The sequence below is a fragment of the Paraburkholderia tagetis genome (assembly GCF_022213065.1).
GTDB lineage: Bacteria > Pseudomonadota > Gammaproteobacteria > Burkholderiales > Burkholderiaceae > Paraburkholderia > Paraburkholderia tagetis.
Genome location: NZ_JAKLJA010000004.1, coordinates 267584 through 284637, shown reverse-complemented (window position 1 = coordinate 284637; position 17054 = coordinate 267584). Strand labels below are relative to the sequence as shown.

General features: G+C 65.1%; 15 protein-coding genes. 3 read left to right on the top strand and 12 right to left on the bottom strand.

Annotated elements, in window-relative coordinates; all coding sequences use genetic code 11:
• Positions 1-52: 52 nt before the first annotated feature.
• A complete protein-coding gene (locus tag L5014_RS08320; protein WP_420800039.1) occupies positions 53-1228 on the top strand; it encodes a serine hydrolase domain-containing protein in 1176 nt (391 codons plus the stop codon).
• Between the two features lie 76 nt (positions 1229-1304).
• Here the strand turns inward: L5014_RS08320 and L5014_RS08315 are convergent, their stop codons facing one another.
• Positions 1305-2009 (bottom strand): NnrU family protein, encoded by a 705-nt coding sequence (locus tag L5014_RS08315; RefSeq protein WP_238463101.1) that lies wholly within the window; start codon positions 2007-2009, stop codon positions 1305-1307.
• Positions 2010-2392: 383 nt separating this feature from the next.
• Here L5014_RS08315 and L5014_RS08310 point away from each other — a divergent pair, with 383 nt between their 5' ends.
• Positions 2393-3841: an MFS transporter gene (locus tag L5014_RS08310; protein WP_238463100.1), complete on the top strand. Its 1449-nt coding sequence runs from the start codon at positions 2393-2395 to the stop codon at positions 3839-3841.
• A 108-nt stretch (positions 3842-3949) separates the two neighbouring features.
• Here L5014_RS08310 and L5014_RS08305 read toward each other — a convergent pair whose 3' ends face one another.
• From L5014_RS08305 to L5014_RS08280, 6 genes are all read right to left on the bottom strand, one after another.
• Positions 3950-4849 (bottom strand): LysR family transcriptional regulator, encoded by a 900-nt coding sequence (locus L5014_RS08305; RefSeq protein WP_238463198.1) that lies wholly within the window; start codon positions 4847-4849, stop codon positions 3950-3952.
• A 222-nt stretch (positions 4850-5071) separates the two neighbouring features.
• Positions 5072-5455 carry a VOC family protein gene (locus L5014_RS08300; RefSeq protein WP_238463099.1) on the bottom strand — a complete coding sequence of 128 codons (384 nt, stop codon included), beginning with the start codon at positions 5453-5455 and terminating at the stop codon, positions 5072-5074.
• A gap of 10 nt (positions 5456-5465) precedes the next feature.
• The gene (locus L5014_RS08295; RefSeq protein ID WP_238463098.1) at positions 5466-6425 is read right to left on the bottom strand and encodes a hydroxymethylglutaryl-CoA lyase; all 960 of its coding nucleotides are present in this window, start codon (positions 6423-6425) and stop codon (positions 5466-5468) included.
• Positions 6426-6440: 15 nt separating this feature from the next.
• Positions 6441-7631 carry a CaiB/BaiF CoA transferase family protein gene (locus tag L5014_RS08290; RefSeq protein ID WP_238463097.1) on the bottom strand — a complete coding sequence of 397 codons (1191 nt, stop codon included), beginning with the start codon at positions 7629-7631 and terminating at the stop codon, positions 6441-6443.
• 293 nt (positions 7632-7924) lie between these two features.
• Positions 7925-8170 carry a hypothetical protein gene (locus L5014_RS08285; protein ID WP_238463096.1) on the bottom strand — a complete coding sequence of 82 codons (246 nt, stop codon included), beginning with the start codon at positions 8168-8170 and terminating at the stop codon, positions 7925-7927.
• A 129-nt stretch (positions 8171-8299) separates the two neighbouring features.
• Positions 8300-9937, bottom strand: coding sequence for a gamma-glutamyltransferase family protein (locus L5014_RS08280; RefSeq protein WP_238463095.1), 1638 nt, complete (start codon positions 9935-9937; stop codon positions 8300-8302).
• 143 nt (positions 9938-10080) lie between these two features.
• Between L5014_RS08280 and L5014_RS08275 the strand changes: the two genes are divergently transcribed.
• A complete protein-coding gene (locus L5014_RS08275) occupies positions 10081-10941 on the top strand; it encodes a LysR family transcriptional regulator (RefSeq protein ID WP_238463094.1) in 861 nt (286 codons plus the stop codon).
• 137 nt (positions 10942-11078) lie between these two features.
• Here L5014_RS08275 and hutG read toward each other — a convergent pair whose 3' ends face one another.
• From hutG to hutU, 5 genes are read right to left on the bottom strand one after another with little or no spacing between them, the layout of a single operon-like run.
• Positions 11079-11888, bottom strand: a complete 810-nt coding sequence (gene hutG / locus L5014_RS08270; RefSeq protein ID WP_238463093.1) for an N-formylglutamate deformylase — start codon at positions 11886-11888, stop codon at positions 11079-11081.
• Positions 11889-11947: 59 nt separating this feature from the next.
• Positions 11948-13348 carry a formimidoylglutamate deiminase gene (locus tag L5014_RS08265; RefSeq protein ID WP_238463092.1) on the bottom strand — a complete coding sequence of 467 codons (1401 nt, stop codon included), beginning with the start codon at positions 13346-13348 and terminating at the stop codon, positions 11948-11950.
• A gap of 34 nt (positions 13349-13382) precedes the next feature.
• A complete protein-coding gene (gene hutI, locus L5014_RS08260; RefSeq protein WP_238463091.1) occupies positions 13383-14609 on the bottom strand; it encodes an imidazolonepropionase in 1227 nt (408 codons plus the stop codon).
• A 36-nt stretch (positions 14610-14645) separates the two neighbouring features.
• Positions 14646-15350 (bottom strand): HutD/Ves family protein, encoded by a 705-nt coding sequence (locus L5014_RS08255; protein ID WP_238463090.1) that lies wholly within the window; start codon positions 15348-15350, stop codon positions 14646-14648.
• Positions 15347-17035, bottom strand: a complete 1689-nt coding sequence (gene hutU / locus L5014_RS08250; RefSeq protein ID WP_238463089.1) for a urocanate hydratase — start codon at positions 17033-17035, stop codon at positions 15347-15349. The genes L5014_RS08255 and hutU overlap by 4 nt, the downstream gene beginning before the upstream one ends.
• Positions 17036-17054 lie beyond the last annotated feature (19 nt).

The following is a 17054-nucleotide window of genomic DNA, read 5'->3' as shown; positions in this document are numbered from 1 at the left end:
GTCAGGCGCATTGTCGGGCATGCGCGCGCTGCTCTCGCGCATGGTGCCGTTCATGCTCGGCGCGAGCGCGTTCGTGCCATTCGCGGCTTCGGCGCAGCAGGCAGGCACCGCGCCTGCCGCGCTGCACGAAACCGGTATCGAGGCGGCTTCGCCCGAGGACGCAGGCGTCGATTCGCGCGAGCTCGTGCGGCTCTCGCAATGGATCCGCGAGCAAAAGCTCGACGTCTACAGCCTGCTCGTGGTGAAAGACGGCAAGCTGATTTTCGAGCGCTATGGCGCGGGCGCGTCGCGCGACGCCAACTACGAGCTGTATTCCGTGACCAAGTCGGTGACCTCGCTCGTCGCGGGCATCCTGGCCGGCCAGGGCTCCATCGGCCTGAACGATTCGGTGGCGGACCAGTTGAGCGCATGGCGCCCGGACCTGCGCGCGGACTTCGCCGACAAGCGCGACATCGAGCTACGCCACGTGCTTTCGATGTCGAGCGGCCTGCACTACGACTTCCGGCCCAAGGACGATCCCATCTACTACACGGCGCCCGACCGCCTGAAGCTTGCGGCCGCAACCAAACCGAAGGCGGCGCCCGGCACGGTGTTCGAATACACGGACATCAATCCGATCCTGGCTTCGGCCATGCTGAGCGCGGCGGCGCGCGAGCCCGTCGAGCGGTACGCGCAGGCGCACGTGTTCGAGCCGCTCGACATGAAGCACGCGGCCTGGGAGCGCGCAGACCGGAAGGGACTGGTCTCGGCGGGATGGGGCTTGCGGCTGCGCGCGGTCGACATGGCGAAAATCGGTATGCTCGTGCTCGATCATGGCCGCTGGCAGGGACGCCAGGTCGTGCCACAGCAGTGGATCGCGCAGATGACCACACCGGCGGTATCGCCGCACTTTGGCTACTACTGGTGGGTCAACAACATCGTCGAGAGCGAGCCCGAGTATGACGCGATGGGCTTCAAGGGGCAGTTCATCACGGTGCTGCCCAAACGCAACACGGTGATCGTGATGACGAGCATGCTGCCGATCGAAGGCGGCCTGCGCGATGCGAAAAACGTGCAGATGTTCCGGCAGATGGTGAACGGCTACATCGTTCCGGCGCTCGATAATGCGCAGCACGCGAAGCCGACCGACGAGCGCCGCGCGGCGCTCGCGCAAGAGCTGGAGGTGAGCGCGCGCACGCAAGGCATTCCGGGAACGTCGATGGACCCGACCGACCAGCCGAAGCTGTGAGGTCCCGCCGCGCGACGCGCTCGCGCGGCCACCGTCGCGAGAAACTACAAGCCCGCTATGAGTGCTGTATGACCCGCTACAGCCAGCGCCAGATCCCGGCGGCCATGCCGGCGATCGGCCTGTGCGCCCAGGTGGCGACGAGCCAGACGATGAGGCCGCCTGCCAGCGCGTGCATGCCGAAGCCGCCGAGCCGCGCGCGGCCGGCTGCAATGGCCGCGAACGGCAGATAGCTCGTTTTCGCCTCCCACGCGGGCCATTGCTCGGGCTGCAAGCGCTCCTTCTTGCGGTCCTGCAAGGCGGCGCCGACGAGCGCGAGCACGATTATCGCTGCCGCAACGACGATATTCTTCGCGACCGGATACACCGCGATATGACACAGCCCCCAGAGGGCGAAGGCCCACATCATCGGATGACGTGTCACCGCGTACACACCCAGCGCCGCCTCCGGATACGCGCTGGGCCGCCCGCCCGTGGGCAGCGCGGGGTTGCGGATCAACGAACCCATCAGCAGGATCGACGCGATCAGCATCAGCACGGTCACGAGCGCCCAAAGGCCGCTGCCGACTTCCCACAGCGGCCCGATCAATGGAGCGCGCCGGTAGGCCACGATCATCCAGCCGAGCGTCGCGAACGAGACCAGCGAGTAAACGCCCTGGAACGCCCGCTCGCCGATCGCGCCCACCAAGGGCTTGCGCAAGGGATGGGACAGGATGAAGTGGCTGCCCACGAAGGCGACTGCCGCCGCCACGACTACCTCGATAGTTCCGAAATCGCTTTCCATCGGCCCGGCTCCTCAGGTCATATCGTCAGCAATCCGCAAGGGTTTCATGCGTGAAAACGCGCGCGCGGATCCTGTAAGGTCCGCACAAGCGCGCGGCGTATCGAAGATTACTCCTTTATGGGACGAGGCCGCGGAGCGTCGTGGCGCGCGTGGCTCGCACCGCAGCCACGGATCGTCCCCGCGCCAAGGCAGCCTTTCTCTCCAGGAAAGCATGCTTGAGACATGCGCAATTTTCGTACTGGCGAAAAACTCCCACACTTGTCCTTGCGCCCAGTCCCTGCGGGATCCCTCGGGCGCACCTCACCCCGCGCAGCGCTTGAATCGCCCCTGCGTTGAGGACAAGACCTGCCGCTTGATGCGACATACCTATAGCTGGAGACACGATGAACAGCCAACCTTTGGATCTGGGCGGCCCCGCGGCCCGCGATAGCTCGCCCGCGCCGCTCACCACCGCCCGGCGCGAAGCGCCCGACCTCGCAGCAACGACGCTCGGCAACTTCATGGACGAAATGCCGGTAGGCGCGCTGCACCGCTTCGTGGTGTGGGTCGTGGGCATCGGCCTGTTCTTCGACATGTACGAGATCTTTCTCGTCAGCTCGATCGGCTCGGCGCTACAGAACGAATATGGTCTGGACGGCCACAGCACCGCTTTCAAGCTGCTGCTCGCCTCCGCGTTTATCGGCATGTTCTTCGGGTCGCTGTGCCTCGGCAGCCTCGCGGACCGCATTGGACGGCGCCGCGCATTTCTGCTCACGCTCGTCTGGTACAGCGCGTTCTCGCTGCTGGGTGCATTTTCGGTCAACGCGGCCATGCTCGTGGCCTGCCGCTTTCTCACGGGAGTAGGCGTGGGCGCGATCTATCCCGTCGCCGACAGCTACCTCTCGGAGATACTGCCGAAAGATCGGCGCGGGCGCCTCGCGGCATGGGCCTATACCACGTCGTATGTGGCCGTGCCGCTGGTGGGCTTTCTCGCGGTCTGGCTCAATCCGCTGCACGCCGGCGCGATCACAGGCTGGCGCATGATTCTCGCGATCGGCGGTCTGGGTGCCGTGTTCGTGCTGGCCGTGAAGCATCGTCTGCCGGAAAGCCCGCGCTGGCTGCTCGCACAAGGGCGCGCCCAGGAAGCGCATGCCACGCTGCGCCGGTTCGCCGAAAGCGCGGGGGTCGCCATGCCCGCGACCTTTGCGGAATCCGGCGAACGCAAGCGCCCGTTGCAACTACGAGAGCGTATCGCGTTGCTACGCCGCGCACCGTATGGCAAGCGCTATCTGATGCTGACTATCTTCCATCTGTTCCAGGGCTTCGGCTATTACGGCTTTGGCACGCTCGCCGGCGTCGTGGTGAAAAGCCGCGGTTTCGACCTGACGGGCAGCTCGCTCTTCGTCGCGCTCTCGTTCCTCGGCTACCCCATCGGCTCGCTGCTCTCCGTGCCGCTGCTCAACTGGTTCGAGCGGCGCACGCTCATCATCGTCTCTCTGATCGCAATCGCCCTCTTTGGCCTTGGCTTCGCCTATTCGAATCATATCGGCCTGATTATCTGCTTTGGCGTCCTGACTACGTGCGCGTCGAATGTATTCAGCAACGCCTACCACGTCTATCAGGCGGAGATCTTTCCCGCCAGCGTGCGCTCCACCGCCATCGGCAGCACCTACTCGCTCTCGCGCGTCGTTAGCGGCGCCCTGCCGTTCATTCTGCTACCCGTGCTCAACCAGCATGGCGCGCTCGCGATGTTCGGCGTGATTTCGGCTGCGCTCGCGATTGTCGCCATTGCGCTGCGCACGCTCGGACCGCTTACCACGCGGCGCAGCCAGGACGAGATCAACCCCGTCTGACGCCCGCGCCGAATCGCACTGCCGCATCACGGGCCGTGTGCCGCGCTTTGCGCGGCCACGGCCCTCATTGCTTCAGGCGCTTCAGGAACCTCAGATACTCGAGGTGCCTCAAGTACGTTCCGACATGTAATCGAACAGGCTCAAGATATCGGAGCTCGGCGCACCGCCCGCCTTCACGCCGACCCAGAGCGTGCGCATCGCCCACGCGTCGCTGAGTTTCACTTTGGAAACACCGATCTTGCCGCGCTCGTCGCTGACCGAATCGCGCGGCAAAACGCCGATGCCAAGCCCCGCTTCGATCATGCGGCACACGCCGTCGAAGTTCGAGGCCTGAATGCGCAGCTTGAGCGAACGCTCCACGGCGAACGCCGCATCGGTCATGCGCGCGAGCAGCGAGCTTCCATCGCTCAAGCCCACGTAGTCTTCATCGAGCGTATCCGCGAAACGAATGATTTCCTGCTGCGCGAAACGATGCCCCTGCGGCACGAGCAACACCAGTTCGTCGCGCCGGTACAGGCGCCGCTCGATGCCGGGCGCCGGCACATTGTCGGCGAACACGCCGATATCGGCCTTGCCCGAGCCGAGCGCCGCCACGATCTCGTGGCTCAGGCGCTCTTCGAGACTGACCTTGACGCCCGGATTTCCGTTCAGAAACCCCGCGAGATCGACGGGCAGGAACTGTACGATCGCCGACGTATTGGCCCACATGCGAACGTGTCCGCGCACGCCGGCCGCGTAGTCGCCCATTTCGTTCGCCATGCGGTTGACCTGGTCGATGACGCGGTTCGCATGATCGAGCAAGGCGAGGCCGGCCGGCGTCAGTTCCACGCCGCGCGCGCGCCGGATGAAGAGCGCGCAGTCCGTGACGCTTTCGAGTTCCGCGATGCGTTTGCTGACGGCCGAAAGCGTGAGCTGCCCGTGCTCGGCCGCCTTGGTCAGACTGCCATGCTCCGCGACGAGCAGAAAGACCCGCAGCGACTGCAGATCGAAGTGAAGCGGATTGACCATGGTGGACACGCTGGAAGAAAAGCTGTTTGAAGAGGCCATTGTGCGGCATCCGCGACGCGCGCGAAAGTAGCCAGCCGTGCGGTGAGCGGCAGTCGCATCCGAAAGCGGAAGACGGCACAACGAGCGCAGGCCGCTGAAGAAAACGAGAAAACAAAAGACGCGCACATGGCGCGTCTTTGGGCGGGCAACCAGAGCTGCAAGGACCGCAAGGCCCAGGGCCCGTCAAATCAGCTCGGAGATCTCGATGAGATTCAGATCCGGGTCGCGTACATAGACCGAGCGTATCTTCTGCGTCGCGCCCGTGCGCTCGACGGGTCCTTCGACAATGGGCCAGTCGAACTTGCCCAGATGCGCGATCACTTCGTCGAGCGGCACCGATGCGATGAAGCACAGATCGAGCGCGCCCGGCGCCGGCACATGCGCCTTCGGTTCGAATTCCGCGCCGCGCACGTGCAGATTGATCTTCTGGTTGCCGAAGCGAAACGCGAGCCGGCCCGCGCCGAATGTCTCGAGCTGCATCTGCAGCACCTCGGTGTAGAAATGCTTCGTGGCCTCGGGGTCCACGCAAGTCACCACCAGATGGTCGAGATGATCGATCAGCGCCATGCTTCGCTCCTTAAAGAACTGCGCGCTGCGCCGGCATGTCCTGCGCGCCGGCGGGCAGCGGATGAAGGTCGGTGCGGCGGCCGGCCTTGAGAATCTGGCTCGGCACATCGTGCCCGATCAGCGCCGGCAGACGCGCAGCGGCCTCCAGTACCGCCGCAAGATCCACACCCGTTTCGTAGCCGTCCAGTTCGAGCATGTGCACCAGTTCCTCAGTACAGACATTGCCGGTCGCGCCCGGTGCATAGGGACAACCGCCGAGGCCACCCAGCGATGCGTCGAAGCGCACGATGCCCGCATCGAGCGCAGCGAGCATATTCGCGAGCGCCATGCCGCGCGTATTGTGGAAATGCAGCGTGAGTTCCCGCGCGCCAAATGCTTCGCGCGCGCGCTCGCACAATGCGCGAACCTGGGCCGGATGCGCCATGCCCGTCGTGTCGCAAAGGGTGAAGCCGTTCACGCCCCGCTGCGCGAAGCGCTGCATCCATTCGAGCACCGTCGCGGTGGGCACGTCGCCCTCCATCGGGCAACCCATCGCCGTGGAAAGCGACACGTTGATGGCCACGCCGGTGCCGCGCACGGCCTCGATCACATCGGATAGCTGAGCGAACGATTGCTCGCGCGTCATGCGCAGATTCGCGCGATTGTGGCTCTCGCTCACCGACATCACGAGATTCACCTCGCCGACGTTGCACGAGAGCGCGCGCTCCGCGCCGCGCACATTGGGCACCAGCACCGTATAGACGACGCCCGGCGCTCGCACGATGCCGTGCATCACTGCCTCGGCGTCGCGCAGCGCGGGAATCGCTTTCGGCGACGTGAACGAGGTCACTTCGATCTTCGCGTAACCGCATGCGCTCAGTTGGTCGATGAGCGCGATCTTGTCGTCGGTGTCGATAAACGTTGCTTCGTTCTGGAAACCATCGCGCGTGGCGACTTCGTTCAGATACAGTCTTTGCGTCTGATTCGTCATTACATCCGCCTCTATTCAAATCACACCGCGCGCACGCCATGCGTCGCGTGTCGCGGCATCCACGCCGATGGATTCGAGCACCGTATCCGTATGCTGGCCGAGCGTGGGCGCGCTGTGCTCGATGACGCCCGGCGTGGCGTTCAGTTTCGGCACGATGCCGGGCACGCTCACCGGCGTGCCATCGGGCAGCGTGTCCTCGACGATCATCTCGCGCGCCTGGTAGTGCGGGTCGGCCGCGATATCCGCCACGTCGTAGATGCGTCCGGCCGGAATGCGCGCTTCGTTGAGCGCGGCAAGCACCTCGTCGAGCGTGTGGCGCGCGCACCATTCGCCAATGGCCACGTCGATGCGCTCGACCTGTGCGACGCGCCCGTCGTTCTGCGCGAGCGCCGGATCGCTGCCGAGGTCCGGACGCTCGATCAGCTCCATCAGGCGACGGAAGATGCTGTCGCCGTTGCCCGCGATCAGCGCGTATTTGCCATCGCTGCAACGATACGCATTGCTCGGCGCAATGCCGGGCAAACTGCTGCCGGCCGGCTGGCGCACCGCGCCGAACACCGAAAACTCGGGCAACAGGCTCTCCATCATGTTGAAGACGGACTCGTAGAGCGCCACGTCCACGACCTGCCCCTTGCCGCCGTGCTGCTCGCGGTGGCGCAGCGCGAGCAGCACGCCAATCACGCCGTGCAGCGCCGAAAGCGAATCGCCAATCGAAATACCCACACGCACCGGCGTGCGCTCGGGCTCGCCGCTGAGATGGCGCAGGCCGCCCATCGCCTCGGCGACCACGCCGAAGCCGGGCCGGTCGCGATAAGGCCCGGTCTGTCCGTAGCCGGACACACGCAACATGATCAGCCCTGGATTGATCGCGCTGAGCGCCTCCCAGCCGAGCCCCCAGCCTTCGAGCGTGCCGGGACGAAAATTCTCGATCAGCACATCCGTTTCCGATACGAGACGGCGGATCACATCCTGCCCCTCGGGCGAGCGCAAATCGAGCGTGAGCGACTGCTTGTTGCGCGACTGCGCGGCCCACCATACCGAGGTGCCTTCGTGCAGCAGGCGCCATTTGCGCAGCGGATCGCCGGTGCCGGGCGGCTCGATCTTGATGACGCTCGCGCCGAATTCGGCGAACATTTTCCCCGCGAACGGGCCCGCAATGAGTTGCCCGAGCTCCAGAACGCGGATGCCGGTGAGCGGACGTGACATGACTGTCTCCAGAAGGTTTTCGACTCTGGACGTCATGATGAGCCGGATCGCGCGCCTTGATAATCGATCGTTGCTCAATCTGGCTTGATCAAATGGAAAGGCTGAGCGACCCAAGCCCGAGTCGCATGGCACGCGGCATGACGCACGGCGCGGCAACCGGAGCGAGGCCGTGCGTGCCGGTCGCTGGCTCGAATCGGGTCACATTGCCGGGTTCCACGCCGGCCAGCCGCGCAACGTCGTGCTGCCGCGTTAACCGTTTCTGGCTGTGTCTTGCAAGCCAGGCGCCATCACACTCACACCATGGCTGGCTGTGCTGCCAGCCATTCATCGACGGATTGACGCGCCTTGTGCTCCACCATGCTGACCACCATCAGCACGTCGATCTTGAGTTTGGGAAACGCAAGCTCCATGCAAGGCAATGCGACATCGCGCACTTCAGCTTGCGCTCCCTCGATCTCCGCGCGGCACAGCCATTGCGTGTCCGTTGCGTCCGCTTGCGTATCGATATTGATTTGAAAGCCTCGGTATTCAATCGCCATACACTCTCCGCCACCTGTCAAAACGTAAGCATTTCATCGCTAGATTGCGATAAGGACCGCGAATATAGCACTGCTTCGCAGCCCGTTCAGCGACACGGACAGTGCAAGCCGGCGATCGAAATCCGACGATCAGAACCCCGCAGCCAGCCCGTCGCGCCGCGAATCGCTCGCCGCCACATAGCCACGTTCGGGATCGTTGCGATCGAGCTTCCAGATGAACTGGCCGGAGCCGAAGTCCATATACGGATCGTCGATGCTCTTGATCTCGTGGCCTCGTGCCGCCAGCGCTTGCGCGACCTGCGGATCGAGCGTCGATTCGATATCGACCGTGAAATCGCGATTCACTTTCCAGCGCGGCGCATCGCACGCGGCCTGCGGCTGCTGGCCGTAATCGAGCATGCGCACGACCGTCTGCAGATGGCCTTGCGGCTGCATGTCGCCGCCCATCACGCCAAAGCTCATGACCGCCTCTTCGCGGCCGTCCACCTGCTGCGTGAGGAACCCGGGAATGATCGTATGGAACGGGCGCTTGCCGCCTTCGACGACGTTGGGCGAGATCGGGTCCATCGAGAATCCGCAGCCGCGGTTCTGCAGCGCGATCCCGGTGCCCGGCACCACCACGCCCGAGCCGAAGCCCATGTAGTTCGACTGGATGAAGCTCACCATCATGCCGCGCTCATCGACGGCGGACAGATAGATCGTGCCGCCCGACCTCGGCATGCCGAAATCGAATGGCGTCGCGCGCTTCAGGTCGATGAGTTTCGCGCGCTCCTTGAGATACGCGTCATCGAGCATCTGCTCGGGCGTCACGTCCATCGAGCGCGGATCGGCGACATAGCGATAGACGTCGGCGAATGCGAGCTTCATGGCCTCGATCTGCAAATGCTGCGATTCGATGCCATCGCGCGGCAACGACGCGACGTCGAATTGTTCGAGAATGCCCAGCGCAATGAGCGCGGCGATGCCCTGACCGTTGGGCGGAATCTCGTGCATCCGATAGCCGCGATAGTTCTTCGAAATCGGCTCCACCCACTGCGCGCGATAGTTGCGCAAATCGTCGCGCGTGAGCGCGCCGCCGCCCTCGCGCGCGAACGCGGCGATGCGCTCGGCGATTTCACCTTCGTAGTAGGCACGCGGGCCGAGTTCGGCGAGTTGTCGCAGCGTTGCCGCGTGGCCCGGCAGGCACACGCGCTCGCTCACCTCGGGCGCGCGGCCGCGCGGCATGAAGGTCTCGGCAAAACCGGGCTGGTCGTGCAATTCGGGAATGGCCGCCTGCCATTTGTGCGCGACGACCGAAGCGAGGGCATAGCCGCGCTCGGCGACCTCGATCGCAGGCGCCATCAGATCGGCAAACGGCAGCGAGCCGAACTTCTCGTGCAGCGCTTCCCAGCCGGCAATCACGCCGGGCACCGTGACGGTATCCCAGCCGCGTTTGGGCTGCTTCGCAAGGCCGTTTTCCTCGCCGTACTTGCGCCGAAAGTAATCGGGATTCCAGGCGGCGGGCGCCGTGCCCGAAGCGTTCAGGCCGTGCAACTGCGCACCGTCCCAGACGAGCGCGAACGCGTCGCCACCCAGCCCGCACGACACCGGCTCGACCACCGTGATGGCCGCCGCCGCCGCGATCGCGGCGTCCACTGCATTGCCGCCTTTCCACAGCATGCGCAGGCCTGCCTGCGCGGCGAGCGGATGCGAAGTCGAAACGATGTTGCGGGCGAACACCGGCAGGCGCGGTGTCGGATAAGGGTTCTGCCAGTCGAAGCGTGTCATGGCGATACCGATTGGGATGATGGAAGAGATAGGGAAGAAACACAGCCGGGCAATACAGACGCACCAGTCAATATGGCAATTATCTTGAAGGCTCAGGCAAAAAAATATTAATATTTTGTTTTCGATGCTTAAATTTTTCTTCCATGCTTTCCCTGCGCATGCTGCGTACTCTGCAAGCCGTGGCCCGTAGCGGCTCGTTTGCCCTCGCAGCCGAAAAGACCGCGCTCACGCAAGCCGCCGTGAGTCTGCAAATGCGTGGGCTCGAAGAGGCGCTGGGCCGGCAGATCTTCGATCGCCGCGCCCGCCAGGTGGCGTTGACGCGCGAAGGCCGGGAGATCTGCGCGAAGGTCGAACGTATTCTCGAGCTGATCGACGAGTTGCCGGCCCGCGCCGAGGACACGATCCGCGGCTTGGTCATCGTGGGCGCCGTGGTCTCCGTGATCGGCGCGCTCTCGCTCGCCGTGGCGCATCTGAAGACCCAGCATCCCGAACTCGAAGTGCGGCTCACCTCCGCGCGCTCCGCGGAGCTTGCGCAGATGGTGGAAGCAGGCGAAGTCGATCTCGCCGTGGTAGTCGGCAACGCGGACGGCACGCTGCACGAATCGCTCGCGTGGACGCCCCTCTATGAAGAGCCGCTCATGCTGGTGGCGAGCCGTGCCACGTCGGGCGGCAACGTGCGCCGCATTCTGCGCGAACGCAGCTTCCTGCGCTTCGATCGCCGCGTACCGACCGGCAGCGTGATCGACGAAGCATTGCGCACGCTCGGTATCAAGCCTCAGGAATACCTTGAGCTCAATTCCATTGAAACGATCGTCTCTCTGGTGCGCAACGACGTGGGGGTGAGCGTGCTGCCCGTCCTCCATAACGGCAACTGGCACGACGATGCGAATCTGCGGCTGATTCCGCTTTGCAATCCACCGTTCATGCGCACCGTAGGCATGATTCACCGTAAAGCGAACAAGCGCACGTTGCTGTTCAATACGCTCGCGGAAATGTTGCGTTGACCGTATTGCGTTGACCGCTCGCCGCGCCCAAAGCTCAAACACCAGCTCAAACACGCTGAAATAAAAATGGCTCTGGATTACGCATCCAGAGCCATTTTTTCGTGCGCGCGATTCAAGCGATCGCGCGGGTTTCGTCGTCAGGCCACAGCGGCGTTCAGCGCCTTCACGGCGTCGAGCGCGCCACCTACCATTTCGCGCAGCGTCGGTTCGACCTTCTCCGCAAGCGCAGGCGCGTAATCGAACGGAGCATGCTCGTTCATATAGGTGGACTGGCACATTTCGAGTTGAATCGCATGCACGCCATCGACCGGCGCACCGAAATGGCGTGTGATATAGCCGCCCTTGAAGCGCCCGTTTGCCACCCACGTATAAGCACTGCCCGCTGCCGCCTGCTCGACGCGCGTCTGCACCGATGCGTGCGCGGTGCGGCCCTCCTGCGTGCCGATATTCAGGTCCGGCAGCTTGTCTTCGAAGAGACGCGGCAGCACGCTCGCGATCGAATGCGCTTCCCAGAGCAGCACGTTCGCGTGCTGGCTGCGCAAACGCTGCAGTTCAGCACGCAGCGTGTCGTGATACGGCTGCCAGTAAGCCGCAACGCGGCGCTGACGCTCGGCTGCGTCGGGCGGGCAGCCCTCACGGTAGAGCGGCTCGCCGCGAAACGTTTCAGTGGGGCACAGCGACGTGGTGGTTTGCCCCGGATAGAGGCTCTCGTCGTTGGGCGGACGGTTCAGGTCGATCACATAGCGCGAGACGCGCGCGCCTAGAATCGTCGCGCCCAGCGCCTTCGCGAAAGCGTAGAGGCGGTCGAGATGCCAGTCGGTATCGGCGAGACTCAGCGCGACGTCCGTATATTGGCCGCGCAGCGACTCGGGAATCGACGTGCCCAGGTGCGGAATCGAAATGAGCAGCGGCGCGTCGCCGCGCTCGAGGGTGTAGAGGTCAGTCATGAGTCGGTCCGTTCGATGGATTGCAGCGAATTACGGCGCGGATGTTGTGCTCGCGGCGCTCACGCGTCGGCCAGCAAGCGCGCAAGCGTCTTGCGATAGTCCGCATAGAGGCGCTCCTCATCGCGATGGCGACGGCCCTCGACCACTTTCTCGCCCGCCGTGTAGACGTCGAGCACGGGCGTTTCGCCATGCTCGCAGAACACGACCGAGGAAAGCCACGTCTGCGGCATCTTTTCCGCGAGATCGGGATGCTGCGGATCGAGCACGATCCAGTCGGCGCGCGCGCCCGCTTCGAGCGCGCCCACCGCGCGGCCTGCCGCGCGTGCGCCGCCCGCGAGCGCGGCGGCGAAGAGCCGGTCCGCCACGCTCGTCGTGTGCGGCGCGGCCAGCACGTTGCGCTCGCGCCTCACGAGACGCTGGCCGTATTCGAGCAAGCGCAATTCCGCGCGCCAGTCCACGCCGATATGGCTGTCCGAGCCCACACCGAACACGCCCTGCGCATCGAGGTAATCGTGCGCCGGGAAAATGCCGTCGCCGAGATTCGCTTCCGTGGTGAGGCAGAGGCCGGCCACCGCGCCGCTCTTCGCGAGCGCCAGCGTCTCCTGCGCATCGACATGCGTGGCGTGCACGAGACACCAGCGCGCATTCACGTCGAAACGGTCGAGCAGCCATTGCACCGGGCGGGCACCCTCGGTCTCGACGCAGGCGTCGACTTCGGCGGTTTGCTCGGCAATATGGATATGCACCGGCGCGCCGGGCAGCGACGCATCGAGACCTTCGAGCAGCGTGCGCAACGAGGCCTGCGAGACCGCGCGCAGCGAATGCGGCGCAACGCCATAGCGCAATGCGCCATGCTCGGGCCGCTCGCCGCGCAACGTCTCGATGATCGACAGCAGTTGTTCAGGGGTATTGATGAAACGGCGCTGGTCGTCGCGCGGCGCGCGAGAGCCGAAACCGCTGTACTGATAGAGCACCGGCAGCATGGTCATGCCCACGCCGGTTTCGCTCGCGGCGTCGACCACGCGCTGCGCCAGTTCGGCCGGGTTGGCATAACGCTGCCCGTCGTGCGCGTGATGCACGTAGTGGAACTCGCAGACCGACGTATAGCCGGCCTTGAGCATCTCCACATAGAGCCAGCGCGCGACAGCGCCAAGATCGTCGGGCGTGATGCGCGCGGCGAAACGATACATCAGATCGCGCCAGCTCCAGAAGCTGTCGGTGGGATTGGCGCGGTATTCGGTGAGGCCGGCCATCGCACGCTGGAATGCGTGCGAATGAAGATTAGGCATGCCTGGCATGACCGGGCCTGCCGCCTGTGCAACACCTGCGGGTGCGGCGGCAAGATCCGCCTGAACGCGTTGCAGCGTGCCCGTTTCATCCCATTCGAGCAGCACGTTACGGCGCCACCCTTGCGGCAGCCAGGCGTGCGCCGCGAACAGCGCGCGTGAGTTGGAATTCATGTTCGATGCCTGATTCATGCGTTCAATGCGTTTTTCAGATCGTGTTCAAACGACGCGCGAAAACGGTCTTGCCGCCGCGCACGACGCGCGCGCAAAGCGGCCTGCCGATCCAGTAAGCCAGTTCCGCGAGCGATTGCACGTCCCATACCGCGAAGTCTGCGGGGCGGCCTTCGGCGAGCGTGCCGTGGCGCTCGGCATCGCCGAGCGCGCGCGCCGCGTGTTGCGTCACGCCCTGCAGTACCTCGGGCACGGTCATGCGGAACAGCGTGGTCGCCATATTCATCATGAGCAGCAGCGAAGTCGTCGGCGATGTGCCCGGATTGCTGTCCGTCGAAATCGCGATCGGCACTTCGTAGCGGCGCAGCAATTCGAGCGGCGGCAATTGCGTCTCGCGAATGAAATAATAGGCACCCGGCAACAGCACCGCGACGCTGCCCGCAGCCTTCATCGCCGCCACGCCCGCCTCGTCGAGAAACTCCAGATGGTCCGACGACAATGCGCCGTAGCGCGCGGCCAGCGCCGCGCCGCCGCTATTGGACAACTGCTCGGCGTGCATCTTGACCGGCAGATTGCGCCGCGCGGCGGCTTCGAACACACGCTCGCTCTGTGCGATCGAGAAGCCGATGCGTTCGCAGAAAACGTCCACTGCATCGACGAGACCTTCGTCGGCCAGTGCGGGCAGCATGCGCTCGCACACTTCGTCGATATAGTCGTCGGCGCGACCGGCGTATTCGGGCGGCAACGCATGCGCGCCGAGGAAAGTCGTGCGCACCGTGACCGGATAACGCTCGCCGAGCTGGCGCGCGACGCGCAGCATCTTGCGCTCGGCGGCGAGTTCGAGGCCGTAGCCCGACTTGATCTCGACTGCGGTGACGCCTTCGGCAAGCAGCGGCTCGAGGCGCGCGGCCGACTGCGCATAGAGTTCCGCTTCGCTCGCGGCGCGCGTCGCGCGCACCGTCGAAACGATGCCGCCGCCGTTACGCGCGATCTCTTCGTAGCTCACGCCCGCGAGGCGCTGCGCGAATTCGTCGGCGCGCTGGCCGCCGTACACGAGGTGCGTGTGGCAATCCACGAGGCCCGGGGTCACCCACGCGCCCCCGAGGTCTTCGCACGGCCACTGCGCGAATTGCGCCGGCAACGCCGACGCCGCGCCCTGCCATGCGATCTTGCCGTTCTCGACGGCGATTGCCGCGTCTTCGATGGTGTGCCGCGGGTCGCCCTGCGGGCACAGCTTCAGGTGATGCCAGACAGTCTGGGTCATGGAGATTGCGCGGCGCTGCGATGCGCCGCGTCGCTATCAGGTTCTCGAATGTTCTCGATCCGCGTGCGCGCTCACGACGTCCAGCGCGATGGCAAGCAGTGCGCCCTCGCCTTGCGTCTCGATTCGAACGGCACGCGCCGAATCCGCAGCACCGGCTGTGTCGATGCGCAGCGTGTCGCCGGCCGCGAGCGCCGTGGGCTCGGCGCCATTCACGCGCACCTTCGCCACGCCCTGCGCGCAATAAAGCAGCACGGTATCGGCTTCGATGCGGCGCGCCACATTACCATCGCGCCACACTTCGAACGTCGCACGCGCCGCGCCGCGTCGCACCATCAGGTTGAAATCGCGCGTGGGTCCGTCGACGAGGCGCGCATCGATTGGCGCTTCGCCGTCGAAACGCGCGACGTCGAGCGCACGCGTGAGCGTGTGCGTATGCACATGTGCGCCGCTCTCCGCCGACGTCTCGGCGAGCACCATGCCAGCGCCTTCGAGCAGCACCAGCGTCCGCGCCACGCCTTCGAAACGCGAAAACGGACCCGCTTGCGCGACGTCCGCTACGCTCACGCGCCACGCGAATTCACCAGGCGCAGCGCCGGGCACCGCGCCTGGCAGATGCGCGAGCGCGATCTCTCGCGTGACGCCACCGCCGTTCTTCCACGGCGACGCCACGAGATCGGCGCCGCGCAGCAGCGTGAGCTGCGCGGTGCCCGTTTCGTGGGCCTTATCTTGGGGCTGACTCATCGGCCCAGCATCGGCAGCTTGAGACCCGCTTCACGCGCCGTCTGCTGCGCGAGTTCGTAGCCGGCATCCGCGTGACGCATCACGCCCGTGGCCGGGTCGTTCAGCAACACGCGTCCCAGACGCTCGTGCGCCGCCTGCGTACCGTCCGCGACGATCACCACGCCCGAGTGCTGCGAGAAGCCCATGCCCACACCGCCGCCATGGTGCAGCGACACCCACGATGCACCGCCTGCCGTATTCAGCAGCGCGTTGAGCAGCGGCCAGTCGCTCACGGCGTCCGAACCGTCCTTCATCGATTCCGTCTCGCGGTTCGGGCTCGCCACCGAACCCGTGTCCAGGTGGTCGCGGCCGATCACGACCGGCGCCTTCAGCTCGCCGTTCCTGACCATCTCGTTGAACGCCTGGCCCAGACGATAGCGATCCTTCACGCCCACCCAGCAGATACGCGCCGGCAGACCCTGGAACGCGATGCGCTCGCGCGCCATGTCCAGCCAGTTGTGCAGGTGCGGATCGTCGGGAATCAGTTCCTTGACCTTCGCGTCCGTCTTGTAGATGTCCTCGGGGTCGCCCGAGAGCGCCACCCAGCGGAACGGGCCCTTGCCCTCGCAGAACAGCGGACGGATATACGCCGGCACGAAGCCCGGGAAATCGAACGCGTTTTCCACGCCCATTTCCAGCGCCATCTGGCGGATGTTGTTGCCGTAGTCGAGCGTCGCCGCGCCGCGCTCCTGCAGCGTCAGCATCGCCTTCACCTGGTGCGCCATCGACTGCTTGGCGACCTTCACGATGCTTTCCGGCGCCACCTTCTGCGCTTCGCGCCACTGCTCGACGGTCCAGCCCTGCGGCAGATAACCGTTGATCGGGTCGTGCGCGCTCGTCTGGTCCGTCACGCAGTCCGGCGTGATGCCGCGTGCGACGCACTCGGCGAACACATCAGCAGCATTGCCCAGCAGGCCCACCGACACCGGCTTGCCCGCCTTCTTCGCTTCCTCGACGATGGCCAGCGCCTCGTCGAGCGTCTTCGCCTTGCGGTCCACGTAGCGCGTCTTCAGGCGGAAGTCGATGCGCGTCTCGTCGCATTCGACCGCGATCATCGAGAAGCCTGCCATCGTCGCGGCCAGCGGCTGTGCGCCGCCCATGCCGCCGAGGCCGCCCGTGAGGATCCAGCGGCCGCTCGGGTCGCCCTTGAAGTGCTGGTTCGCCACCGAGAAGAACGTCTCGTAGGTGCCCTGCACGATGCCCTGCGAGCCGATATAGATCCAGCTGCCCGCCGTCATCTGGCCGTACATCATGAGGCCCTTGCGGTCGAGTTCGTGGAAATGCTCCCAGGTGGCCCAGTGCGGCACGAGGTTCGAGTTCGCGAGCAGCACGCGCGGTGCGTCTGCGTGGGTGCGGAACACGCCCACCGGCTTGCCCGACTGGATCAGCAGCGTTTCGTCTTCGTTCAGGTCCTTCAGCGACGCGAGGATCTGGTCGTAGCACTCCCAGTTGCGCGCGGCGCGGCCAATGCCGCCGTACACGACCAGCGCGTGCGGATGCTCGGCGACTTCCGGGTCCAGATTATTCTGGATCATGCGGTACGCGGCTTCGGCCAGCCAGGTCTTGCACACCTTCTCCGCACCGCGCGGCGCGCGGATCGTGCGGGTCGGGTCGAGGCGGGGATCGGTGAAGTTGGGATGGTTCATAAGGATCTCGAATTATTTG